The organism is Phyllobacterium calauticae (assembly GCF_019991125.1).
GTDB classification, from domain to species: Bacteria; Pseudomonadota; Alphaproteobacteria; order Rhizobiales; family Rhizobiaceae; genus Phyllobacterium; species Phyllobacterium calauticae.
In genome coordinates this window covers 382,699-406,842 of sequence record NZ_JAGENB010000001.1, presented here as the reverse complement: position 1 = coordinate 406,842, position 24,144 = coordinate 382,699, and the positions used below count along the sequence as shown (strand labels likewise).

At 60.1% G+C, this 24,144-nt stretch carries 19 protein-coding genes; 11 read left to right on the top strand and 8 right to left on the bottom strand.

The annotated features are described in order from the left end of the window. Positions 1-29 precede the first annotated feature (29 nt). From J1W56_RS02140 to thrC, 3 genes are read right to left on the bottom strand one after another with little or no spacing between them, the layout of a single operon-like run. Positions 30-614 (bottom strand): GNAT family N-acetyltransferase, encoded by a 585-nt coding sequence (locus tag J1W56_RS02140; RefSeq protein ID WP_223611526.1) that lies wholly within the window; start codon positions 612-614, stop codon positions 30-32. Between the two features lie 20 nt (positions 615-634). Then, positions 635-1,930 (bottom strand): M16 family metallopeptidase, encoded by a 1,296-nt coding sequence (locus tag J1W56_RS02135; RefSeq protein ID WP_223611525.1) that lies wholly within the window; start codon positions 1,928-1,930, stop codon positions 635-637. A 10-nt stretch (positions 1,931-1,940) separates the two neighbouring features. Next, positions 1,941-3,338 (bottom strand): threonine synthase, encoded by a 1,398-nt coding sequence (gene thrC, locus J1W56_RS02130; RefSeq protein ID WP_223611524.1) that lies wholly within the window; start codon positions 3,336-3,338, stop codon positions 1,941-1,943. A gap of 127 nt (positions 3,339-3,465) precedes the next feature. Here thrC and J1W56_RS02125 point away from each other — a divergent pair, with 127 nt between their 5' ends. Then, positions 3,466-4,059 (top strand): hypothetical protein, encoded by a 594-nt coding sequence (locus J1W56_RS02125; RefSeq protein ID WP_223611523.1) that lies wholly within the window; start codon positions 3,466-3,468, stop codon positions 4,057-4,059. 235 nt (positions 4,060-4,294) lie between these two features. On the opposite strand, the gene J1W56_RS02120 is transcribed toward J1W56_RS02125, so the two are convergent. Next, positions 4,295-4,981, bottom strand: a complete 687-nt coding sequence (locus tag J1W56_RS02120; RefSeq protein WP_223611522.1) for an HAD family hydrolase — start codon at positions 4,979-4,981, stop codon at positions 4,295-4,297. A 213-nt stretch (positions 4,982-5,194) separates the two neighbouring features. Here J1W56_RS02120 and J1W56_RS02115 point away from each other — a divergent pair, with 213 nt between their 5' ends. Further along, on the top strand, positions 5,195-6,328 hold the full coding sequence (locus J1W56_RS02115; RefSeq protein WP_223611521.1) for a site-specific DNA-methyltransferase: 1,134 nt from the start codon (positions 5,195-5,197) through the stop codon (positions 6,326-6,328). 89 nt (positions 6,329-6,417) lie between these two features. Here J1W56_RS02115 and J1W56_RS02110 read toward each other — a convergent pair whose 3' ends face one another. Together J1W56_RS02110 and mutY are read right to left on the bottom strand one after the other, a co-directional pair. Then, positions 6,418-7,029 carry an HAD family hydrolase gene (locus J1W56_RS02110; protein ID WP_223611520.1) on the bottom strand — a complete coding sequence of 204 codons (612 nt, stop codon included), beginning with the start codon at positions 7,027-7,029 and terminating at the stop codon, positions 6,418-6,420. Continuing rightward, positions 7,026-8,105 carry an A/G-specific adenine glycosylase gene (gene mutY / locus J1W56_RS02105; RefSeq protein ID WP_223611519.1) on the bottom strand — a complete coding sequence of 360 codons (1,080 nt, stop codon included), beginning with the start codon at positions 8,103-8,105 and terminating at the stop codon, positions 7,026-7,028. The genes J1W56_RS02110 and mutY overlap by 4 nt, the downstream gene beginning before the upstream one ends. An 87-nt stretch (positions 8,106-8,192) precedes the next feature. On the opposite strand from mutY, the gene J1W56_RS02100 reads away from it, so the two are divergent. The 7 genes from J1W56_RS02100 to J1W56_RS02070 all read left to right on the top strand — a co-directional run bounded on the left by J1W56_RS02100 (position 8,193) and on the right by J1W56_RS02070 (position 19,111). Continuing rightward, positions 8,193-9,503, top strand: coding sequence for an O-antigen ligase family protein (locus J1W56_RS02100; protein ID WP_223611518.1), 1,311 nt, complete (start codon positions 8,193-8,195; stop codon positions 9,501-9,503). A gap of 36 nt (positions 9,504-9,539) precedes the next feature. Continuing rightward, on the top strand, positions 9,540-10,514 hold the full coding sequence (locus J1W56_RS02095) for an SDR family NAD(P)-dependent oxidoreductase (protein ID WP_223611517.1): 975 nt from the start codon (positions 9,540-9,542) through the stop codon (positions 10,512-10,514). A gap of 33 nt (positions 10,515-10,547) precedes the next feature. After that, positions 10,548-11,048 carry a DUF721 domain-containing protein gene (locus tag J1W56_RS02090; protein WP_223611516.1) on the top strand — a complete coding sequence of 167 codons (501 nt, stop codon included), beginning with the start codon at positions 10,548-10,550 and terminating at the stop codon, positions 11,046-11,048. 138 nt (positions 11,049-11,186) lie between these two features. Beyond that, entirely contained in the window at positions 11,187-11,900 is a 714-nt protein-coding gene (locus tag J1W56_RS02085) for a DsbA family protein (protein ID WP_223611515.1), read from the top strand. Positions 11,901-11,972: 72 nt separating this feature from the next. Further along, positions 11,973-15,431 carry a chromosome segregation protein SMC gene (gene smc, locus J1W56_RS02080; RefSeq protein ID WP_223611514.1) on the top strand — a complete coding sequence of 1,153 codons (3,459 nt, stop codon included), beginning with the start codon at positions 11,973-11,975 and terminating at the stop codon, positions 15,429-15,431. A 174-nt stretch (positions 15,432-15,605) separates the two neighbouring features. Then, positions 15,606-18,269: a pyruvate, phosphate dikinase gene (gene ppdK, locus J1W56_RS02075; protein ID WP_223611513.1), complete on the top strand. Its 2,664-nt coding sequence runs from the start codon at positions 15,606-15,608 to the stop codon at positions 18,267-18,269. 89 nt (positions 18,270-18,358) lie between these two features. Continuing rightward, on the top strand, positions 18,359-19,111 hold the full coding sequence (locus J1W56_RS02070) for a polysaccharide deacetylase family protein (RefSeq protein ID WP_404927782.1): 753 nt from the start codon (positions 18,359-18,361) through the stop codon (positions 19,109-19,111). Positions 19,112-19,162: 51 nt separating this feature from the next. On the opposite strand, the gene J1W56_RS02065 is transcribed toward J1W56_RS02070, so the two are convergent. Then, a complete protein-coding gene (locus J1W56_RS02065; protein WP_223611512.1) occupies positions 19,163-20,371 on the bottom strand; it encodes an MFS transporter in 1,209 nt (402 codons plus the stop codon). Between the two features lie 175 nt (positions 20,372-20,546). Between J1W56_RS02065 and J1W56_RS02060 the strand changes: the two genes are divergently transcribed. Next, complete coding sequence (locus J1W56_RS02060) at positions 20,547-21,446, top strand: LysR family transcriptional regulator (RefSeq protein WP_223611511.1); 900 nt, start codon at positions 20,547-20,549, stop codon at positions 21,444-21,446. Here the strand turns inward: J1W56_RS02060 and J1W56_RS02055 are convergent. Continuing rightward, positions 21,436-22,542 carry a calcium:proton antiporter gene (locus J1W56_RS02055; protein ID WP_374042737.1) on the bottom strand — a complete coding sequence of 369 codons (1,107 nt, stop codon included), beginning with the start codon at positions 22,540-22,542 and terminating at the stop codon, positions 21,436-21,438. The genes J1W56_RS02060 and J1W56_RS02055 overlap by 11 nt on opposite strands. A 261-nt stretch (positions 22,543-22,803) precedes the next feature. Between J1W56_RS02055 and gnd the strand changes: the two genes are divergently transcribed. After that, positions 22,804-23,826: a phosphogluconate dehydrogenase (NAD(+)-dependent, decarboxylating) gene (gene gnd, locus J1W56_RS02050; protein ID WP_223611509.1), complete on the top strand. Its 1,023-nt coding sequence runs from the start codon at positions 22,804-22,806 to the stop codon at positions 23,824-23,826. Positions 23,827-24,144 lie beyond the last annotated feature (318 nt).

The following is a 24,144-nucleotide window of genomic DNA, read 5'->3' as shown; positions in this document are numbered from 1 at the left end:
GGTCAATGATGCCACGAATTCAACCTTTGTTATTTGGCGCGCACATCGTCTTCTATGAGCGAGAAGAGCAGATGGTCTTGCCACGTACCATTTATTTTCAGGTAGGAGCGTAGCAGTCCTTCCCTTTGAAATCCGGCTTTTTCGAGAAGGCGGATCGATCTTTCATTGCTTGGAATACAGGCGGCTTCCAGCCGGTGCAACCGGACTTTGGTAAAAGCATGGGATATCAGCAGGCGCAGTGCTTCGCTCATATAGCCCTGACCGGCATAGGGCGCACCCATCCAGTAACCAATCATGCCGTTTTGGCCGACACCCCGCCGGATGTTGCCAAGCGTGATGCCGCCGAGAAGGCGGGAATCTGAATTGTGGAAAAGAAAGAAGGGATGCGCCGTTCCCGCCGCGGCCTCGTCATCATAGTGCCGAATCCGGTGGCGGAATGCGCTGCGTTCCAGATCGTCATCGGCCCACAGCGGTTCCCATGGCGCAAGGAAATCCCGGCTCAGTGCGCGCAAATTTGCCCAGGCCCGATAATCGGAAACCTGTGGGGGGCGCAGATAAAGCCGTTCGCCCTGCAGCAAGGGCGAAGCGCTTTTCAGGAAGGGCAGGGCGATCATGGCGTTTTGCCGTTGACGCTCTAGACCGCTATTTTTCGTGGGCTCGGCGTTGCCGTTGCCAGCCCATGTCGAATATCAGGGAACTTCATCAAGGGGGCGATTGGACCAACGGCAGCCAAAGTCGGCGATGCGTCGATGAACAGCCGCCCGGCAAGATCGGTCAGGCGTTCCGTGGTGATCTTGGACAGACGCTCCACCAGTTCCTCGGTGGAAACCGCATGGCCGTAGAGCAGCATCTGGCGGGCAATCTGTCCGGCCCGGCTTGCCGCGCTCTCATGCGACATCAGCAGGCTGGCACGGTACTGCGCCCGCGCGCGGTTCAATTCGTCCTGCCCGATGTTGCGGGCCGCTTCGTGCAGTTCGTTGATGATGACGGGGACGAGCTTCTTCAGGTGACTGCGTCCGGTCGCGGCATGGATGCCGAAAACGCCGGTGTCGGAGAAACCCCAATGGAAGGCATAGACCGAATAGCACAGCCCGCGCTTTTCCCGCACTTCCTGAAACAGCCGCGAGGACATGCCGCCGCCAAGAATCATGGCAAGGAGCTGCGAGGCATAGAAATCGCGCACGTGATAGGCGCGGCCCTCGAAGCCGAGAACGACCTGCGCATCCATCAGGTCGCGCTGCTCGCGGAAGTCTCCGCCGACATAATGGGCGACATCGGGTTGCGGCGCCGTCGTCTTTGCCCGGAAAGAGCCAAGGCGGCTTTCCACTTCCCGGACGAAGTCGTCGTGCTTGACACCGCCGGCAGCGACAACAACCATGCGCTCGGCGCTGTACTGGTCATCCATATAGCGGCGCAGATCCGCCGATGAAAAGGACTGGACGGTCTCCGGCGTGCCGAGAATGGTGCGCCCGATCGTCTGATTGCGGAAGGCGGTTTCGGTGAAGCGGTCGAAGACCACATCGTCGGGCGTGTCGTGCGCCGCGCCGATCTCCTGCATGATCACGTTTTTCTCGCGTTCCAGCTCTTCCGCATCAAATTTGGAGCTGTTGAGAATGTCGGCGAGAATATCGATAGCCAGCGGCATGTCATCGCGCAGGACGCGGGCATAGAAGGATGTTGTTTCAACACTGGTGGCGGCGTTGATCTCGCCGCCCACATCCTCGATATCGGCGGCTATTTTCCAGGCGGAGCGATTTTCCGTTCCCTTGAAGGCCATATGTTCCAGAAGATGGGCAATACCGTGCTGATTGCTCGCCTCGTTACGTGATCCTGCCTTGACCCAGATGCCAAGGGCTACACTCTCCACATGCGGCATTGTCTCTGTCGCAATCGTCAGACCGTTGGAGAGGCGACTGATTTCAACGCCCATTCAATGCTCCTTACCTTGCCGCTCTTGAACGTCGGCTGACATACTCTTCCACATTTCTAAGGTCATTGGGAAGTACCGTATACTGTTCTTTTCGCTGCATGAGGTCGCCGAGCCAGAGCGGAAGCGCCGGATGAACGCCGCTTGCGGCTTCCACCGCATCAGGAAATTTGGCCGGATGCGCCGTCGCGAGAACAATGCTGGGTACGCCGGCGCCGACTTTTTCGCGTGCGACCTTCAGGCCGATGGCCGAATGCGGATCGAGCAGGTAGCCCGATTGTGCCAGAACATCCTTGATCACAAGGGCGGTATCCGCCGTGTTTGAGCGTCCCGCATCGAATTCGCTGCGGATTTTCGCAAGCGGCGCGTCGGCAATGGTAAAGCTGCCGGACTGCTTCAGCCCGTCCATCAGGCGGCGAACAGCTGCGGCATCGCGGCCATGCGCCTCGAACAGCAGGCGTTCGAAATTCGACGAAACCTGAATGTCCATGGACGGCGAGGTGGTGTGGAAGACGCCGCGTGTTTCATATTTTCCCGTCTCGATTGTCCGGGTCAAAATATCGTTATCGTTGGTTGCGATGACCAGCCGGTCGATGGGAAGCCCCATGCGCTTGGCGACATAGCCGGCAAAAATATCGCCGAAATTGCCGGTCGGGACCGTAAAGGAAACCGGCCGGTCCGGACTGCCGAGGGCAACCGCCGCGGTGAAGTAATAAACGATCTGCGGCATGATGCGCGCCCAGTTGATCGAGTTGACGCCCGACAACGAAAGGGAGTCACGGAAGTTCAGGTCGTTGAACATGCCTTTGACCAGCGACTGGCAGTCATCGAAATTGCCCTCGATGGCCAGAGCATGCACGTTGGACGCTGCCGATGTCGTCATCTGCCGCTGCTGCACCGGCGAGACGCGGTTGTGCGGGAACAGGATGAAGATATCCGTGCGGTCACGGTTGGCGAAGGCTTCGATGGCCGCGCCGCCTGTATCGCCTGATGTGGCGCCGACAATGGTCGCGCGCTGGTTGCGTTTGGCAAGGATATAGTCCATCAGCCGGGCGAGCAACTGCATGGCGACATCCTTGAATGCAAGGGTGGGGCCATGGAAAAGCTCAAGGACGAATTCATTGTGCCCGGTCTGGATCAGCGGGCAGACCGCCTTGTGGCGGAAGGTTGCATAGGCTTCGTGCACCATGCGCTCGAAATCCGCCTGATCGATATCGCCGGCGATGAACGGGGTGAGGACGCGGATTGCCACCTCTTCGTAGCTTTTGCCGCGCAAGGCGCGAATCTCTTCAGGGGAAAACTGTGGAAACTCCTGAGGCAGATAAAGGCCGCCATCGCGCGCCAGACCAGCCAGAAGGGCATCGGAAAAGCCCAAAACCGGCGCTTCTCCGCGAGTGCTTGCATATTTCATATCATTCGCCTTTTGTACCGCGCTTGCGAGCCAGCCAACTCCTGTGGCAGAAAGCTGGAAAGCACCGTCGCATTCTTACCTCACCGTTGGTATAGAACAGGTCCGTTCGTCAAGGAAAGTTCAGTTCATGAAGTCAGAAACACATAAATCTCTGCCCTTCTATCAACTTTGCGGCATGATTTTCGCTGTGGGTCTTGCGGGATGCTCCACCAGCGGTGCCAAGGATGCATCGAAGGATCCGGCCGTACAGGAAGCGCAGGCGCGTATCACCGCAACGGAACTGACCGCCTATTGCCCGCCGGTGACGATCCGTGAGGGAACAGCCATCTTCAACAATTACGGCAAGGCGCCCAAGGCACCGGAAAACCTGATCTATCAGGCATCGATCGCCGACGAGACGCGCTCCTGCCAGCGCAACGGCGGTGCGCTCGGGATGAATGTCGCCATTTCCGGCAAGGTCGTTCCCGGCCCGAAATTCAGCCCCGGCACGCTGACCATGCCGATCCGCGTTGCTGTCATGCAGGGATCGAATGTGCTGTATTCCAAGCTCTACCGGCAGCCGATTTCGGCGACCGATACCTCGGCCGCATCGCAGTTCATTTTCAACGATCCCAATGTCAGCTTCCCGACGCCGACGGCGAAGGACATTCAGGTCTTCATCGGATTTGACGAAGGCCCGGATGATTCCCAGGCAAAGACCAAGACGAAAAAGAAGAAGTAAAAACAAGGCTGGCGCAGCCGGCTTTATGAAAAAGGCACCGCTTTGGCGGTGCCTTTTGTTTTGTTTGAATGGCAGAAATGTGTGGTGCGTGGTTCGACAAGCTCACCATGAGGGAGAGTGAGGATTGCAGGGAGTTATATTCTGCAACCTTTGCGATTGGCATTGCAGCCAAACCACTTCCCTCATGGTGAGCTTGTCGAACCACGCACCTCAGTTTTTGCCGGATCAGCTGATCCTAGACGGCTTCGGACCAGACGGCCATGGCCTCGATAACGGCGGGGAGGTCGCGGTGGCGGCTGATGACGGTTTCAGCGCCAGCATCGGTCAGCTTGTCCGCGTGGCCCGGATAGGTGTGGGCGCCGCCGGTAAAGCCGATAACCCGCATGCCGGCGGTCACTGCCGCATGCACGCCGTGAGCGGAGTCTTCGATCACGATGCAGCGGGCAGGATCGACGTTGAAATGCTTGGCGGCGTAGATGTAGACATCCGGCGCCGGCTTTGATTTCCGGGTTCCCACTTCGCGCGCCGAGAAAATGTTGGGAGCGAAGAGCTCGTAGAGCGAGCTTTGCTCCAGCATCATCTTCAGCGAAGCGCTGGTCGAGTTCGAGGCAATGCATTTGGGGTATTTGAGCGCGGCGACGACCGGTTCGATACCCTCGATGACATTCAGTTCATGGCGCAGCTTGTGGTCCATCTGACGGGCGGATTCCTCGATCAGCGACGCGGAAATCGGGACACCCGATTCTTTCTCCACCTGAATGAGGATGTCGGTCCAGGTCAGTCCGGCAAAGCGCTCGGCAATGGCCTCGGCCTCAATCGGATAGCCCGACTCCGTCAACAGTTTCGATTCGACTTCGGCGGCCAATATCTCTGAATCGACGAGCACGCCATCGCAGTCGAAAATAATCAGCTGGGGTTCCATTACGTCATACCTGTTCGTGAAAAATGGCTGCATCGTGCAGCTTTGGGTCAAGTCTGGGGGATTACCGGCATCGACTACACTCTTATTGGCGATGCGTCAAAGAAAAGCGCATTGTTTTCATTCACGGATATCTGTCGGCTTTAACGCGATGTTTACCCTGCTCGGTAACCATAAGGTCAGTTCAGTAACGCGTCTCCAGTAATCGAGTATCCCATGTCCGTTGTTCGTCTCGTCAATGACCTGCCCCAGGCTGCGCCGCAATCCTCCTGGCTCGACACGATCCTCAAAGGCGACTGTGTTGCCGCCCTCAATCGTCTTCCCGATCATTCGATCGATGTCATCTTTGCCGATCCGCCCTACAATCTGCAGCTTGACGGCGATCTGCATCGCCCGGACCAGTCAAAGGTCGATGCGGTTGATGATCATTGGGATCAGTTCGACAGTTTCCAGGCCTATGATGCCTTCACCCGCGCCTGGCTGCTTGCCTGCCGCCGCGTCCTGAAGCCGAACGGCACCATTTGGGTCATCGGCTCCTATCACAATATCTTCCGCGTTGGCGCCACCATGCAGGATCTCGGATTCTGGATGCTCAACGACATCATCTGGCGCAAGAACAACCCCATGCCGAATTTCCGTGGTCGCCGCTTCCAGAACGCGCATGAAACCATGATCTGGGCGTCGCGCGACCAGAAGGGCAAGGGCTACACCTTCAACTATGAAGCGATGAAGGCTGCCAATGACGATTTGCAGATGCGGTCCGACTGGCTGTTTCCCATTTGCACCGGTGCGGAGCGTCTGAAAGATGAGAATGGCGACAAGATCCACCCGACACAGAAGCCGGAAGCCCTCCTGGCCCGTATTCTCATGGCTTCGTCCAAACCCGGCGACATCATTCTCGATCCATTCTTCGGGTCGGGAACAACAGGCGCGGTCGCCAAACGTCTGGGCCGCCATTTTGTCGGCGTTGAACGGGAACAGAAATACATCGACGCGGCGATGAGCCGGATTGCCTCGGTCGAGGAACTGGGCGGCGCCGAACTCAAGGTGATGACCGGCAAGCGGGCCGAGCCGCGTGTTGCCTTCGGCAGCATCGTCGAAGCAGGGCTCTTGAAGCCCGGCGTCGTCTTGAGCGATGTTCGCCAGCGGCATGCGGCCATCGTGCGCGCCGACGGAACCGTTGCCAGCAATGGCGACGCGGGTTCGATCCACCGTATGGGCGCCAAGGTGCAGGGTTTTGATGCCTGCAACGGCTGGACGTTCTGGCACTATGAGGAAGACGGCAAGCTCAAGCCGATCGATGATTTGCGCAAGCAGGTCCGCGACGGAATGGTTTCCGCCGGCGTTTAAATCCCAATCCGATCGGACGAGACCTCCAGTACCGCTCTGATCCCGGAACGCCCAAGGTACACCTTGGGCGTTTCGTTGTGTGCAGCGGTTCAGACGCGGATGCCGAGGCGGTTGAGGTCAGCGCGCAGCGTTTGCGGATCGATGAACTGCACCGACTGCCATCCGGCGGCCTGCGCCCCGGCGACATTCTTGGCGCTGTCATCGATGAAAAGCGTGGCGGCGGGTTCCACGCCGAATGTTGCGACGTGATGGTCATAGATCGCCTTGTCAGGCTTGATCAGGCCGATATCGCCGGAGATGGTCACGCCGCGGCTTTCCGTCAGGAAGGGGAAACGTTGCCAGGCTTCGCGCAGCGTATCGGAGGCGAAATTCGTCAGCATCGTCACATCGTGCCCGTCGGCGATCAGCTGGCGCATGATGATGACGCTGTCATCGATGCTATGGGTGATCATCTGGTGCCAGTTCTGCCGGAAGGCGCGGATCTGGTGTTCGCGGTCTGGAAAATCGGCGATCAGCAGCGCTTCGGCATCGGCCCATTTGCGGCCGCGGTCCTGTTCGATGTTCCAGGCGTGGGTGCAGACATTGTCGAAGAACCATTTGCGCTCGGCGGCATCCGGGATGACACTGCGGAAAGCAACATCGGGATCATAGTGAATAAGAACCTGGCCGATGTCGAAAACGATGTGTTTGACGGGTGTCATGCCTCTTTCCTTCTTTTCTCGAAAGCATCCGGTATTGCGGCAGCAATGGCTTTTTTCATCACCGTCGGCAATGCCTCATTGTCCAGATTCTCCACGCTGATCCACCAGCCATCCGTACCGGCCGGCTTGCGCACGTTCCGGGCCGCGTAGATCGTCAGGCGCAGCTCAAAATGCGTGAAAATATGGGTTATTGTGCCGCTGGGCACCCATTCGGCACCAAAGGGAGCCGCATCGATACCCGTTTCACCGTCGATTCGGGAGGTCCACTCCGTCGTCGGCACCTCGGTCATGCCGCCAAGCAATCCCGTTTGAGCCCGCCCGCGCAGATAGACTTCACCATTGGTGGAAACGGCGATGAACGCCGCGCCAACGCGAACGGGCTTGTCCTTTTTGGGTGCCTTCACCGGGAAAAACTCCGGGTCCGTGGTTTTCAGTGCCTCGCAATTGTCGTTGAGGGGGCAGATCACGCAGGCCGGCCGCTTGGGCGTGCAGATGGTTGCGCCGAGGTCCATCATTGCCTGCGCAAAGTCGCCCGGCCGTTTGTCGGGGGTCAGCAACTGCATCAGCCGCCGGATTTCGGGCTTGGCCGCGGGCAGGGGCGTCGACAGGGCATAGAGGCGCGTGATGACACGCTCGACATTGCCGTCGACAACGGCAATCGGCATGCCGAAGGCAATGGATGCGATGGCCGCTGCCGTATAATCGCCGATTCCCGGCAATGATTTGAGCGCGGCAAGATCGGCGGGAAAATGCCCGCCGAAGTCCGATGCCACGATATCGGCGCACTTTTTCAGGTTGCGCGCGCGGGAATAATAGCCGAGCCCGGCCCAGGCGCGCATCACGTCATCCTGGCTGGCGGCAGCCAGGTCCATGACCGTTGGCCACTTGCGTATGAAGGTCAGGAAATAGGGTTTTACCGCCTCGACCGTCGTCTGCTGAAGCATGATTTCCGACAGCCAGATGCGGTAGGGATTAGCTACAATTCCGGACTTGTGATCCCCCGGCGTTATGCGCCAGGGTAAAATGCGATGATGGCTATCATACCAGGCGAGCAGTTCATTCGTTATTGGTTGCATCAATTCAAAACTGCTTTACAGGGAAGTGAAGTGACATTTCTCATGAAACGGTTGCGAAAGTAAATTCAAGAACATTCGGATTCATAAATGTTCCCAGCTCAGTTGACCAACGCCCTGCTGCTGCCCACAAAAGGGCGTCTCGTCGGTATTGATCGCAACAATCGCATCTTCACTTTCCTGTTTGCACTTTTCCCCGGCTTGCTGGTCAGCGGAACCTCGGTAACGCTGGTCTGCGCCTTCCTCTGGGCGATAATTTCCCTGGTCCTGCGGCGCTTTCCCTGGCAGATGACGCGCCAGGACCGCATCATCGCCCGGATTTTTACCGCCTATGTCCTGGTGACGGTTCTCGTCGTGCTTCTCAGCCCGAATCTGGCGAAGGGTGCTGAATATCTCTTGAAGATGATCCCGTTCCTGGCGGTCTGGGCCATTATCCCCAGGCTAAGGGTAAGTCTCGACGGGCGTATCGGTCCATTCTTCGTGACCGGCGCGGGCATCGGAATGATCGGCGCCCTGATTTACAGCGTGGTCCAGATGCTCCTGCATGAGAGCCGTGCCACCGGCGGTGCGGGCAATGCTGCGGTTTTCGGGCTTTTCGCCGTGCTGTTTGGTAGCATCGCCCTGCTCAATGTCCACTCGCAAAGCAAAACTGAACGGCTGATTGCGGTTGCAGGCTTCACCTGCGGGCTGGTCTGCGTATTCCTTTCCGGCACCCGGTCGGCCTGGCTGGTCATCCCGTTTCACTGCGCCATCCTGTTCTGGTACCTGCGCGGCCAGACGCTGCCGTCGATCAATCGAACCGTTAAATTATTGATGGCGCTCCTGCTCGTGGTCGTGGCTGTTGCGGCAGTCCCGAAGATCATGGACCGCTACAGCGCATTGCAGACGGATATCGTGCAACTGGACGAAGATCCCAACAATATCAGCTCGCTGAGTGCCCGGCTCCTGTTGTGGAGCGGCGCGGAAAAGGCATTTCTCGCGTCACCGCTTATCGGACAAGGCCCGCAAAACCGCATGCAGTCGGTCAACAGGGCTTTGGATCTGCCTCCCGAGAAATACATGCTGTTCACGCATGTCCATAACGGCTTTTTGAATGCGGCAGTCGATGGCGGGGTGCTGGGGGTTCTGGCGCTGCTTCTGCTGCTGTCGGCACCCATTGTCGCCGCGCGCCTGAAGGAACCCGGACCCGGGCGGGATTTGACGACGGCGCTTTCCTTGCTGCTCGTGACGGCTTATGTGATCACGGGAATGTTTGGCATCATGTTCGGGCACGACGCGACCGATGCGGTCTTCATCTACGTGACGCTGCTCATTTGCACGATTTCCGGTCCGACACCCTATCTGTCGGTGCGGGAGATCGCGGACCGCGCCGAACAAGACAAAGCCGCACTAGCGGCATGATGCGGCATGATAATGGGTTGGGGATAAAGTTCTGACATGAAAGCGATTGTTACCGGAGCGGCAGGCTTTATCGGCTTTCACGTGGCAAGGCGGCTCGCCAGGGAAGGCTTTGAGGTCATCGCCATCGACAACCTCAATGACTACTATCAGGTGGCCCTCAAGGAAACACGCCTGTCGGCGCTCGATGGCCAGTCCAACATCCGTTTTGCCCGCGCCAATATTGCAAGGCCAGAGGAATTGCGTGCCGCGATTGCCGGCGACATGGACGCCGATGTCATCGTGCACCTGGCGGCTCAGGCGGGTGTGCGCTACTCCGTGGAAAATCCGGCAGCCTATGTCGATGCCAATGTTCAGGGACAGGTGACTGTGTTTGAACAGGCCCGCGTGATGCCGAAGCAGCCGCCGGTCGTCTATGCAAGCTCGTCATCGGTTTATGGCGCCAACACCAAGGTGCCGTTTTCCGAGAGCGATCCGGTCAACAATCCGGTTTCCGTCTATGCGGCGACGAAACGCTCCGCTGAACTGCTGGCCTACTCCTATTCGCACGTCCACAAGATCGCTTCGACGGGCCTGCGGTTCTTCACGGTTTATGGCCCCTATGGCCGTCCTGACATGGCGCCATGGCTGTTCACGGACGCCATTTCAAAGGGCGAGCCGATCAAAGTGTACAATCACGGCAAGATGGCGCGCGATTTCACCTTTATCGACGATATTGTCAGCGGTGTCCTCGGCGCGGTGAACCGCATCCTGTCCAATCCGGCGGAAACTGCACCGGTCTACAATCTCGGCAACAACAATCCGGTGGCCTTGCTGCGCTTTATCGAAATCATCGAGCAGGCTGTGGGACGCGAAGCCGTCAAAAAGTTCGAGCCAATGCCGCCGGCGGATGTCGAGCGCACCTATGCCGATATCGGCCTTGCCACGCGCGATCTCGGCTTCTGCCCGAAGACGACGCTGGAGGAGGGTATTCCCCTGTTTGTCGAATGGTTTCGCGGCTATAATGGCCGCTGACGCTTCCATTCCACACACGGGGCAACCGATACAATGAGCGATGACCGCAAGCAAAGGGGATTCCGGCCATTGGCCGATCCCGCATCGGGCGTGCTCGATCCTGTCCTGCGCAAGCGCGCCGGGATCACGATAGAGCTTGTTCAGGCTTGGGAAGAGGTTGTTGGCCCCGCTCTTGGTGACCAGTCCCGCCCGTTGAAGCTCCTGTGGCCACGCCGTGCGCATGAGGATGATCCGTTCCAGCCGGCGACACTGGTGATTGCCTGCCAGGGGTTTACCGCCATGCGCATCCAGCACGAGACCGGTGAAATCATCAGCCGGGTCAATGCCTTTCTCGGATTTGCCGCGGTCGGCCGCATCAAGATCGAGCAGAAGGCCATCACGCTGCCCGCGCCGAAGCGGCGTGCATTGCCGCCGGTCGATGCGGCAACCAGGGGAAAGATCAGTCGCGTCGTCGAAGCCATCGAGGACGATAGCCTGCGCGAGGCGCTGGAACGGCTCGGGCAAAGCATCCACGCGGAAAAGATCAAGCGCTGAAACACGTTCTGCCTGATTTTATCCCGTTCAGATCACGAAAAATTCAAAGACAGATGGCAAGCTCTGCCTTAAAGAGACTGCCTTAGGGCTCTACGGAGTCAAACAACGCATAATCAACACCGGAGACAGGTGATCCTTATGACTGACATGCTGACACGCCGAAACATTCTGACCCTCGCGGCCGTATCGACGGCGGCGCTCGCTGTGACAGCGGGCAACCCGGCATGGTCAGAAGATGCGGCCAAGCCCGCCGCGACACCGGTGCCCGGTACGCCCGCCGACGTCAAGATCCCGGAATCCGCCGGGAAGGTCGATCAGGCCAAGCTGATGGAGCAGGGTCCTCTCAAGGATATCGTGCTGGGCAAGGCCGACGCCCCGGTCACCATCGTCGAATACGCGTCGATGACCTGCCCGCATTGCGCGCACTTCACCGTTGCCACGCTGCCGACGATCAAGGAAAAGTACATCGACACGGGCAAGGCCAAGCTCATCCTGCGCGAATTCCCGTTCGATCCGCGCGCTGCCGCTGCCTTCATGCTCGCCCGCTGCGCCCCGGAAGACCGCTACTATCCGCTTGTCGATGTGCTGTTCAAACAGCAGGAACAGTGGGCCGCATCGGCAAATGCAGTAGAACCTTTGATGCAAATCTCCAAATTGGCCGGTTTTACACAGGAGTCGTTCAACGCTTGCTTGACGAACCAAAAACTTCTGGATGATGTGAATGCATCGCGTGACCGCGGAGCCAAGGATTTCGGAGTGAATGCCACGCCGACCTTCTTCATCAACGGCACGAAATATGCAGGAGCCCTATCGGTTGACGAAATGTCAGCGATTATCGACGGTCTACTCTGATAGCTGCCTGTTGAATTCAGGCGGACGCCTTGCCGCGTCCGCCCTTGCGGTTTTGTGCGGGAAGGGCCTCTGATGCGCTTCACGAAACTCCGCCTCCTCGGTTTCAAATCCTTCGTCGAACCCGCCGAATTCGTCATTGAAAGCGGATTGACCGGCGTTGTCGGCCCCAATGGCTGCGGCAAATCCAATCTCGTGGAAGCCCTGCGCTGGGTCATGGGCGAAAGCTCATACAAGAACATGCGCGCATCCGGCATGGATGACGTCATTTTCTCCGGCTCCGGCACGCGCCCGTCGCGCAACACAGCCGAAGTCACCCTGTTTCTCGACAATCATGATCGCAGTGCCCCGGCAAGCTTCAACGATGCCGATGAGTTGCAGGTGTCGCGCCGCATCGAGCGCGAGGCAGGTTCGGTCTACCGCATCAACGGCAAGGATGCCCGCGCCAAGGACGTGCAGCTGCTGTTTGCGGACCAGTCGACCGGTGCCCGGTCGCCATCCATGGTCGGTCAGGGTCGCATTGGCGAGCTCATTCAGGCCAAGCCGCAGGCCCGCCGGGCACTTCTCGAAGAAGCCGCTGGTATATCCGGCCTGCACACCCGCCGCCACGAGGCGGAACTGCGCCTGCGGGCAGCGGAACAAAATCTGGAGCGGCTGGAAGACGTCGTCGGCGAGCTGGAAACCCAGATCGAGAGCCTGAAACGGCAATCGCGTCAGGCCAATCGCTTCAAGAGCCTGTCGGCGGATATCCGCCGTTCCGAAGCGATCCTCCTGCATCTGAAGTGGGCCGTCGCCAAAAATCAGGAGGCCGAGGCGCAATCGGCTTTGTCTGCCGCGACATCAGGCGTCGGGGATTTCGCTCAGGTCCAGATGAACGCGGCGAAGGAACAGGCAATCGGCGCGCACAAGCTGCCGGATCTGCGTGAGGCGGAAGCCAAGGCTGCCGCGGCCCTGCAGCGCCTGACCATCGCCCGTTCGCAGATCGAGGAAGAGGCCCAGCGTATCCGTGCCCGCCAGTCGGAGCTGGAAAAGCGTCTGGCCCAGCTCACCGCCGATATTGCCCGCGAAGAGCAGATGGTGCGCGACAATGCCGATATTCTGGCGCGTCTCGATGCGGAAGAGCGTTCGCTCAATCAGGACAACGCCAATGCGGGCGAACATGAACTGGCAACCCGCGCCGATTTTGAACGCGCGGATGCCAAGCTCCGGGAAAGCGAAGCGGCCCTTGCCAAGGTAACCGCTGAACGCGCCGAAGCCACCGCCGAACGGGCGCAGATCGAGCGCAATTTGCGCGAAAGCACCGAGCGTCGTGACCGCCTTGCCCGCCAGATGGGCGATGTGGAACGCGATCTCTCTGCCATAACAGCGCAGATCGCCGCGCTTGCCGACCCCATCGAGAAGCAGGCGCTGGTTGAAGCAGCCGAGGCAACGCTCGAGCAGGCCGAGGAAGCCGCCCTGGCGGCGGAAGCGGCCGTCGAGACGGCGCGCCGCACGGAAGCGCAGTTGCGCCAACCGGTGCAGGACGCCCGCAGCAATCTCAACCGGATCGAGACTGAAGCCCGCACCTTGGCCAAGATGATCAATGTCGGCGGGTCGGACCTGTTTCCCGCCGTTGTCGAAGCGGTAAAGGTAGAAAAGGGATTTGAGGTCGCGCTTGGCGCGGCGCTCGGTGAAGATCTCGATGCGCCGCTGGATCGCAGCGCTCCGGTTTTCTGGGGTGATGTTGACGGTGCCGGTGATGATCCCGCACTGCCGTCCGGGCTGAAAACCCTTGCCAGTGTGGTCAAGGCGCCGCGCCAGCTGGCCCGCCGTCTTGCCCAGATCGGCATTGTCGACGAGGCGGATGGCGCGCGCATACAGGCATCGTTGAAGTCGGGTCAGCGGCTGGTCAGCCGTTCCGGTGCGCTGTGGCGCTGGGATGGCTATACGGCAAGCGCCGATGCACCGACACCGGCGGCACAGCGTCTGGCCCAGAAAAACCGCCTCGCCGAGCTGGATATCGAGGTTGTCGAAGCGACGAAGCGCCTGCGCGAGGCTGAGGCCGCGATTGCAGGAGCAGAAGCTGCCGTGCGCCGGTCGGTCGAGAACGAGCGTATGGCCCGTGATCACTGGCGGGCCATGCAGCGCGCCGTCAGCGATGCGCGCGAGGCGCTTGCATCAGCCGAGCGGGCGGCCGGGCAGCTTTCCAGCCGCCGCGCGGCCTTGGACGAGGGCAAGGCCCGCCTCGCCGAAACGCTTGAAGAAACACAGGAACAGTTCCTTGAGGCAGAAGACCGGCTGGCCCGCGCGCCGGATCTGGAAGAAGTCAATATCCGCCTCACCCAACTGACCACCGAAGTCATGACCGACCGGGCGGCGCTCGCCGAGGCACGCGCCGTGCACGAGGGCTTGCGCCGCGAGGCCGAGAACCGCATGCGGCGCCTGGAGTCCATCGGTTTTGAACGCAGGAGCTGGAACGACCGCGCGCTGAATGCCGACCGCCAGATCGAATCCCTGACCGAACGGCGACAGGAAGCGGAAGAAGAATTTGCCGATCTGGTCGATGCGCCCGATGAAATTGCCGAGCGCAACCGGGCGCTGCTGTCGCAGCTCTCGCAAGCGGAAGCGTTGCGCAAGGAGGCCGGTGATCGTCTGGCCGTGGCCGAAGCGCGTCAGCAGGAATTGGACCGCGCTGCCACCGATGCGATTCAGGCACTGGCGACGGCGCGTGAAGGCCGGGCACGGTCGGAAGAGCGCCTAGCCGCGGCACAGGAACGCCGCCATGACGCCGAAACACGCATTGCCGAAGCCCTCAATTGCGCGCCGCATGAAGCAATGAAGCTGACAGGCCTTGGCCCCAACGATCCCTTGCCGGATGTCGATGCGACGGACCGCAATCTGGAACGGCTCAAGATCGAGCGCGAGCGCCTCGGTGCCGTCAACCTGCGGGCCGAGGAAGAGCAGGAAGAATTGTCGGCGCGGCTCGAGGCGATTGTCAGCGAGCGCGAAGACATCATCGAGGCGGTCAAGAAGCTGCGCCAGGCGATCCAGAGCCTCAATCGCGAGGGGCGCGAACGGCTGCTGGCCGCGTTCGAGGTGGTGAATGCCCAGTTCCAGCGCCTGTTCACGCACCTGTTCGGCGGCGGTACAGCTGAATTGCAATTGATTGAATCGGAAGATCCGCTGGAAGCCGGTCTGGAAATTCTTGCCCGCCCGCCCGGCAAGAAACCGCAGACCATGACATTGCTGTCCGGCGGCGAGCAGGCCCTGACCGCAATGGCGCTGATCTTTGCGGTGTTCCTGACCAACCCGGCGCCGATCTGCGTGCTGGACGAGGTGGACGCGCCGCTCGATGACCACAATGTCGAGCGCTTCTGCAACCTGATGGACGAAATGGCTGCATCAACGGAAACGCGTTTTGTCGTCATTACCCACAATCCGATCACCATGGCGCGCATGAACCGCCTCTTTGGCGTCACCATGGCCGAACAGGGCGTCAGCCAGCTGGTGTCGGTCGATCTCCAGACCGCCGAGCAACTGCGCGAGGCGAGCTGATACCAGACTACTTCAAGCTTGAAATGACGAAGGATTTCAAAGATTAACGCGGATTTACTCTGCTAATCGATTTGAATGGTGCAATGCAGCATTTTTTGGTGGTGCTTCACGAACCTATCGAATAGACCTTCTTCAGCGCTTTGCGGCGCACGGACGGCGGCATGGGAGGCTGCAATGGTGAAGTGGGTTTACACATTCGGTGACGGCAAGGCGGAAGGCTCAGCCGGCGATCGCAACCTTCTGGGCGGCAAGGGGGCCAATCTGGCCGAGATGTGCGCGCTCGGGCTGCCGGTCCCTCCCGGATTTACCATCACGTCCGAGGTCTGCAGCTGGTTCTATGAGAATGGCCATCGTTATCCCGATGCGCTCGAAGCTGACGTCAAGAAGGCGCTTGGCCATATCGCTGCGGTGACGGGCCGCGATTTCGGCGACCCATCCAAGCCGCTGCTGGTGTCCGTGCGTTCCGGCTCCCGCGCTTCCATGCCGGGCATGATGGACACCGTGCTCAATCTCGGCCTCAATGATCAGACCGTGGAAGCCATCGCCCGCGAATCCGGCGATCCGCGCTTTGCCTATGACAGCTACCGCCGTTTCATCCAGATGTATTCCGACGTGGTCATGGGGCTCGACCATTCGGTCTTCGAGGAAATCCTTGAGGATACCAAGGCCAATCTCGGTGTCGAGATCGATACGGCGCTCTCGGCCGACGACTGGAAGGGCATCATCGACCTTTACAAGGCCAAGATCGAGGAAGAGCTGGAAGAGCCATTCCCGCAGGACCCGGAAAAGCAGCTTTGGGGTGCGATCGGCGCTGTTTTCTCCAGCTGGATGAACACGCGCGCCATCACCTATCGCCGCCTGCACAACATTCCGGAAAGCTGGGGCACGGCTGTCAATATCCAGGCCATGGTGTTCGGCAATATGGGCGAGCGTTCGGCAACGGGCGTTGCCTTCACGCGCAATCCGTCGACCGGTGAAAAGAAGCTCTATGGCGAGTTTCTCGTCAATGCCCAGGGCGAAGACGTGGTTGCGGGCATCAGGACGCCGCAGAACATCACGGAAGACGCGCGCATTGCCGCAGGTTCCGACAAGCCGTCGCTGGAAAAGCTGATGCCTGCCGCCTTTGCCGAATTCTGCGCCGTGTCAGACCGACTGGAAAAGCACTACACCGACATGCAGGATCTCGAATTCACCATCGAGGACGGCAAGCTGTGGATGCTGCAGACGCGGTCCGGCAAACGCACCGCCAAGGCTGCCCTGAAAATCGCCGTCGAAATGGCGAATGAGGGGCTGATCACACGGGAAGAAGCGGTTCTGCGCATTGATCCGGCTTCGCTCGATCAACTGCTGCATCCCACGATCGATCCTTCGGCCAAGCGCAATGTCATCGGCAGCGGGCTTCCGGCATCGCCGGGCGCGGCAACGGGCGAGATCGTGTTCTCGTCGGAAGATGCCGAACAGCTGAAGTCGGAAGGCCGCAAGGCCATCCTCGTGCGCATCGAAACCAGCCCGGAAGACATTCACGGCATGCATGCCGCTGAGGCCATCCTGACCACCCGCGGCGGCATGACCAGCCACGCTGCCGTTGTGGCGCGCGGCATGGGCAAGCCCTGCGTCTCCGGTGCGGGTTCCCTGCGCGTCGATTACCGCAATGAAACCCTGCTGGCCGCCGGGGTGCTTTTGAAGAAGGGCGACATCATCACCATTGATGGCGGTATCGGCCAGGTGCTCAAGGGCGCCGTTCCCATGCTGCAGCCGGAATTCTCCGGCGATTTCGCCAAGATCATGGAATGGGCCGACACGACGCGCCGCATGAAGGTGCGCGCCAATGCCGAAACGCCGAATGATGCACGCATGGCGCGCTCGTTCGGGGCCGAGGGCATCGGTCTTTGCCGCACCGAGCATATGTTCTTTGACGGTGAGCGCATCATCGCCATGCGCGAAATGATCCTGGCTGACAGCGAGAAGGGCCGCCGCGCCGCGCTGGACAAGCTGTTGCCGATGCAGCGCGCCGATTTCAAGGAGCTGTTCGAAATCATGAACGGCCTTCCCGTGACGATCCGGTTGCTTGACCCGCCGCTGCACGAATTCCTGCCGAAGACGGAAGAGGAAATCGCGGAAGTTGCTGCTGTCATGAATGTCAGCCCGGAGAAGCTGCGCGAGCGCACCGACAGCCTGCATGAATTCAACCCGATGCTCGGCCATCGCGGCTGCCGCCTCGCCATTTCCTATCCGGAAATTGCCGAAATGCAGGTGCGGGCGATTTTCGAAGCCGCCGTGCAGGCGGCGGAAGTCACCGGAGCTCCGGTCGAGCCGGAAATCATGGTGCCGCTGGTTGGCCTGCGTGCCGAACTTGATTTCGTCAAGGCCCGCATCGATGCGGTCGCCGCCGACGTGATGAAGGAAGCGGATATCAGGATCAACTACCTCGTCGGCACGATGATCGAACTGCCGCGCGCTGCGGTACGCGCGCATTCGATTGCCGAGGTGGCGGAATTCTTCTCCTTCGGCACCAACGATCTGACCCAGACAACCTTCGGTATTTCGCGCGACGATGCGTCCGCCTTCCTGATGACCTATCAGATGAAGGGTATCATCCAGCAGGACCCGTTCGTCTCCATCGATGTGGACGGCGTCGGTGAACTGGTGCGCATTGCCGTGGAAAAGGGCAAGGCAACCCGCCCGGACATCAAGCTTGGCATCTGCGGTGAACATGGTGGCGATCCGGCTTCCATTCACTTCTGCGAAGAAACCGGCCTTGACTATGTCTCCTGCTCGCCGTTCCGCGTACCGATCGCGCGCCTGGCGGCGGCACAGGCCTCGGCCAAGCAAAAATAGCGCCTTGGCCCTGTTGGCAGGGCCGGTGCCGCATTTTGGACGTGATCTGCGCGTGTATCTGCGGGCAATTCTCAAGATTGGTAAACACCGTGCGCTCAGCTTCCGCCATCATCGCTGCTCTTCTTCTCCTCACGCCTGCGGGGATCGCAACCGCCGGGGATCATCCGGCGCCATTCGTCGAGCCGAAGCTTTATATTGCCAAGGGCGGCGCCGCGGCGCCGCAGGTGGCGCTGACGCTGGATGCCTGTTCGGGGCAGACGGACCTGCGCATTCTCAACACGCTGGTGGAAAACCGCATCCCGGCAACGATCTTCGTCACCGCCCGCTGGATGCGACACAACGCCGAGGCGCTTGCGGTCATGAAGGCGCATCCCGACCTGTTTGAGCTGGAAAATCACGGTTTCAACCACATCCCGGCCATCGACAACCAGCCCACCATGTTCGGGTTGAAGACCGCAGGCTCGGAAGCGGCCATCCGCGGTGAAATCCAGGGCGGTGTCGATGCCATGCTGAAGGCCTCCGTCGCCAAGCCGGTCTGGTACCGCGATGCGACCGCCCGCTACAGCGAAAACGGTATCCGCATCATCCATGAGATGGGCTACCGGGTGGCCGGTTATTCGCTCAATGCCGATATGGGTGCTTCGCTGATGGCCGGGCTGGTGGAAAAGCGCATTGCCGCTGCCAAGGATGGCGATGTCATCATTGCCCATATCAACCAGCCTGGCCGGGTGGCCGGTGCCGGTGTTGCCAAAGGTGTTTTGGCCCTGCAGCAAAAGGGTTTTCGCTTCGTGCGCCTGCAGGACGTGACGGTTTCCGCCCAGCCGGTGCGCTCCGGGGTCTGATCAAACCGGCAGCGAAATACCGCCGCCGGTTTTGATTTCTCACAATCGCATTTATGTCGCTGTTACTGCAGCCGGAAAGCCGTGGCTTCGTGCCCGGACGGCGGCGATGAAGGCCAGGGCGAGCAGTACCAGAAGCACCCATGAGAACGAGGTGACGCCGGTTGTTTCCAGGAGGAAGCCGCCGATGATGCCGCCGCCGGCAATGCCGATGTTCCAGACGGTAACGATCATCGATTGCGCGACATCCGCCGCATCGCCCGCCGTTTTGGCCGATGCGGTCTGGAACAGGGTCGGCACGCCGCCATAGGTCACACCCCAGATGGCGAAGCTGAGATAGACCATCGTGCTGTTGGCGGACCAGATGGCAAGGAGCACGGCCGCCACGGCAAAGGCCGCGATGCAGATCAGCGTCAGTTCGCGCAGCCAGCGGTCGATCATCAGGCCGATCATCCAGGTGCCGAGAATGGCGGACAGGCCAAAGACGAACAGCACCTTGTCGATGCTTCCGGCGAGCCCGGCGGGAACCAGAAACGGCGCGATGTAGGTATAGAGCACGTTATGGGCCACCACATAGGTCAGCGTGACAAACAGCACCGCCTTGACGCCCGGAATGGCGAAGACACCGGAGATCGGCAATTGCCTGCCCGCTTCCTGGCCGGGAAAATCCGGCAATTTCCAGATGGTCCAGCCGACCAGCAGCACCGTCAGCCCGCTCATGATGCCGAATGTGTACTGCCAGCCGACAAACGCGCCCAGAAATGTCCCGGCTGGCACGCCGAGGGACAGCGCGACGGGCGCGCCAAGCATGGCGACGGCCATGGCCTTGCCTTTCATGTGGTCGGGCACCATGCGCCCGGCATAACCGGCAACCAGCGCCCAGAGCAATCCGGCGAAAACACCGGCAAAGAACCGGGCGCCGAGCGTGAGCGTGTAGCTGGTGGAAACCGCCGTGATCGTGTTGACGATGGCAAATCCGCCGATGGCGCTGAGCAGCAGTGGCTTGCGCCGCCATCCGCGTGTGGCTGCGGTCAGCGGGATAGCGGCGATGAGGGAGCCGAGAGCGTAGATGGTGACGAGCTGGCCCACCAGCGATTCGGGCACCGCCAGACTGGCGCCCATCTGGGGCAGCAGGCCCGCCGGCAGCGCTTCGGTGAGGACTGTGATGAAACCGGCTGCTGCAAGGGCAAGCAGGCCGCTGAGCGGCAGCCGGAAGGAGGAGGCGGGAGGAGCCTCGTCCAGCGATGTTGTGATCGATGTCATGTCTTTGCCTGGTCAATAAGTAAGGGGTTGGGCAGGCGGAGAGGCGATGCCTTTACAGGGCAAAGCTTCACACCTGCGATGGGAAACCGAACCTAGTCATCTTCGCAAAACGGAAAAACAGGCTATAGTTCCTTTCACAAGCGACATTTTTGTCGGCAATGAAGAGGTGGTGTCGATGGATAATCTGGGCTCGTGGAATGCCTTCGTGCAGGCCGCCGAATACCGCAGTTTCGTTGCCGCTGGCCGCCACCTCGGCGTTTCCCCCTCTGCCATCGGCAAATCCATTGCGCGGCTGGAGGAGCGGCTTGGTGCCCGGCTTTTTCACCGCAGCACCCGCAGCATCACGCTGACGCCCGAAGGCTCGCTGTTTCTGGAGCGGTGCCGCCGCATTTTCTGCGAGATCGAGGCGGCCGAACTGGAATTGTCGCAGGCCAATGAGGCGCCGCGCGGCAGGTTGCGTGTCAGTATGCCGATTGCGGACCGGTTGATGATGCCGGTGCTTTCCGCCTTCATGCGCGCCTATCCCGACATCGAACTGGATATCGATTGCTCCGACCGGCTGGTCGATGTGATCGAGGACGGTTTCGACGCGGTCCTGCGCACCGGCGAGCCGAATGATTCGCGGCTGATGACCCGGGTGCTCGGCTCGTTCCGCAAGCGCCTTGTCGGATCACCGGACTATTTCGCGCGTATGGGAACACCGGAAGTGCCGGAGGACCTGACGCGGCATCATTGCCTGTTTTATCGCTATCCGACCACCGGGAAGCTGCAGCCGTGGCCACTGTCCCGCAATGGCAGGGATGTGGAACTCGACCTGCCCGCGACCCTCATCTGCAACACGTCGGCGCCACAGATCCACATGGCACAGGAGGGGCTTGGCATCGCCTGCCTGCCGGATTTCACCATCATGGACGAGCTGCGGGCTGGAACGCTGGTCAGCGTTCTCGATGATTTCATCCCGTTTTCCGGCACGTTCCGCGTGCTCTGGCCGTCGAGCCGCTATCTCTCGCCCAAGCTGCGGGTGTTCGTCGATTTCGTCGCCGAACACCTCGATCTTGCGCCGGTCAGGGGCTGAAGATCAGCACGAGATAGACGAAGAAGATCATCAGATGCACCGCGCCTTCGAGCACCGTCGTGCGCAGGCCGGAAAAGGTCAGGGTGCTGAGGATCAGCGTCACCGCCAGCAGGGTCATTTCGGTGGATGACAGGCCGAGAATGGCGGTCTGTCCGGTGAACAGGCTGATGGCAAGCACGGCCGGCACGGTCAGGCCGACGGTCGAGGTTGCCGCACCCAGGCACAGGTTGACCGCGCGCTGCAGTTCATTGCCGGAAACGGCGCGAAGCGCGGTGATGGCTTCCGGCGTGAAGACGATGGCGGCGATGAGCAAACCGCCGAGTGCGGTGGGCGCGCCGAAGCTGGCAATGCCATGGTCGAGCAGCGAGGCCAGGCTCTTTGACAGCAACACGATCGGCAGAATGTTCAGGATCAGCAGCAGCGTGTGGCCGCCAATGGACCCGGCAGGCTTCGCTTTGGGCGCTTCAGCTTCTGGCGTCACCTTCAGCGGCACTTCATCTCCCTTGGGATAGACGAAGAAGTCGCGGTGTCGTCCCGTCTGCAGCACGAGGAAAATCACATAGAGGGCAATAGTGAAAATCGAGAAGAACACCGATTGAACCACGGTGAGCGAGCCGTTGCTGGTGGAAACCGTGAAGTTCGGCAGGATCAGCGGGATGACCGTCAGCGGAATGATGACGATGAGATAGGATGCCGCGCCCTGCAGATTGTAGCCCTGCTGGCCGTAACGCAGCCCGCCGATGAGCAGGCCAAGGCCGACCACGCCGTTCAAAACGATCATCAGCACCGCGAACATCGTGTCGCGGCCGAGTGTCGGTGCATCCGAACTCAGCATCACGGCGCTGATCAGCACCACTTCGATGATGACGATGGAGAGGGTGAGAATGAGTGTTCCGAGCGGTTCGCCCAGCAGTTCCGCCAGTTCCTCCGCCTCATGCACGACGCCGAAGGCCGACCAGATGATGACGCCGAACAGCCAGACAAACAGAAACGAAGCTTTCATCACCGAACTCAGATCGGCCATCCAGCCATATCCGAAAACAAGAAAGGCACCCACAGTTGCCCAAGCTACAATCAGTCTGATCCATCCGGATATCATCGGCCCTCCTTCATCGGGTTGAGGTATCATTTCGTCTTGCAGAACCTATACAGGAAATTATCGGCGATTTTACCGTTTTCTGATGCTTTATCAAAGATTTCGCTCTGCCAACCGATACTCGCCCATGCCCTGGCCGCTGCTATCACGCGCTTATGACGCAACGCTTGCTTGTGTCCGTGGTCCTGTCTGCCTAACTTGCTCCCGATGAGGAGCCCGCGGGCTCCCCCGACGGATTGCAAACACTCCAAGGAGAATGAAATGCAGCTTGGCATGATTGGGTTAGGGCGCATGGGCGCCAACATGGCGCAGCGCCTCATGAAGCGTGGTCACGCCCTCGTGGTTCACGACACCCGTGCCGAAAGCATGGCGGACCTGCAAAAACAGGGTGCGACCGGAACGGTCGTGCTGGAGGAGTTCGTCTCGCTTCTGGCCAAGCCGCGCGCCATCTGGCTGATGCTGCCCGCCGCCGTTGTCGACAGCGTTCTCGCCAAGCTCGTGCCGCTGCTCGAGGCGGGCGATATCCTCATCGATGGCGGCAATTCCTATTATCACGACGATATCCGCCGCGGCGGCGAGCTGAAGACAAAAGGCCTGCACTATGTCGATGTCGGCACCAGCGGCGGCGTCTTCGGACTGGAGCGCGGCTATTGCCTGATGATCGGTGGCGAAAAGGACGTGGTGGAGCATCTCTCGCCCGTATTCGCCTCGCTGGCGCCGGGAGGCAACGATCCCGCCGCGCCAGCCGTGGCTGCGCCGGGCAAGAGCACGGCGCCGCTCGGTTATCTGCATTGCGGTGCCAATGGTGCGGGCCACTTCGTCAAGATGGTCCATAACGGCATCGAATATGGTTTGATGGCGGCTTATGCGGAAGGCTTGAACATCCTGCGCAATGCGGATATCGGCCTGCGCTCGCATGAGGTGGACGCGGAAACCACGCCACTCCTGCATCCTGAGCATTATCAATACAGTTTCGACCTGCCGCAGATCGCCGAGGTGTGGCGCCGCGGCAGCGTGATCAGCTCCTGGCTGCTGGATTTGACCGCCGACGCCCTGAACGACGATCCGACCCTGTCGAATTTCCAGGGGCGTGTTTCGGATTCGGGCGAGGGGCGTTGGACGGCCATCGCCGCCATTGACGAGGCCGTACCCACGCCGGTTCTCAGCGCGGCGCTGCAGGAGCGTTTCAGCTCGCGCGGCAATGCCGACTTCGCCAACAAGGTGCTGTCGGCCATGCGCAGCGAGTTTGGCGGCCATGTGGAAAAACCCGCTTCCAAAGCCTGAGGCCCCTTGCGCAACTCTGGTCCGGCCCCACAGCGGGGCCGGAGCGGAGCTGTCTGTACATTGCGCTAGAACCTCGAACTATTGTTTTTGTATTTTGCTATTTGTTTAGACATTTTTCCTGGTGGAAGACGAGCATCCCGCATGTATTAAAACTGTGACACAACGTCTGTAGAATCGGCAAATTTGGTTTGGCGATTGATCATTCAATGGTGAAAACGGGATATGTTTTGTGTATTGCAAAATGATTTTTGTATTATTATAAAGCAATCCCGTAGCACGGCTGGTCCAAGGTTTCAGGCCGGCAGTGCAACAGCGTCA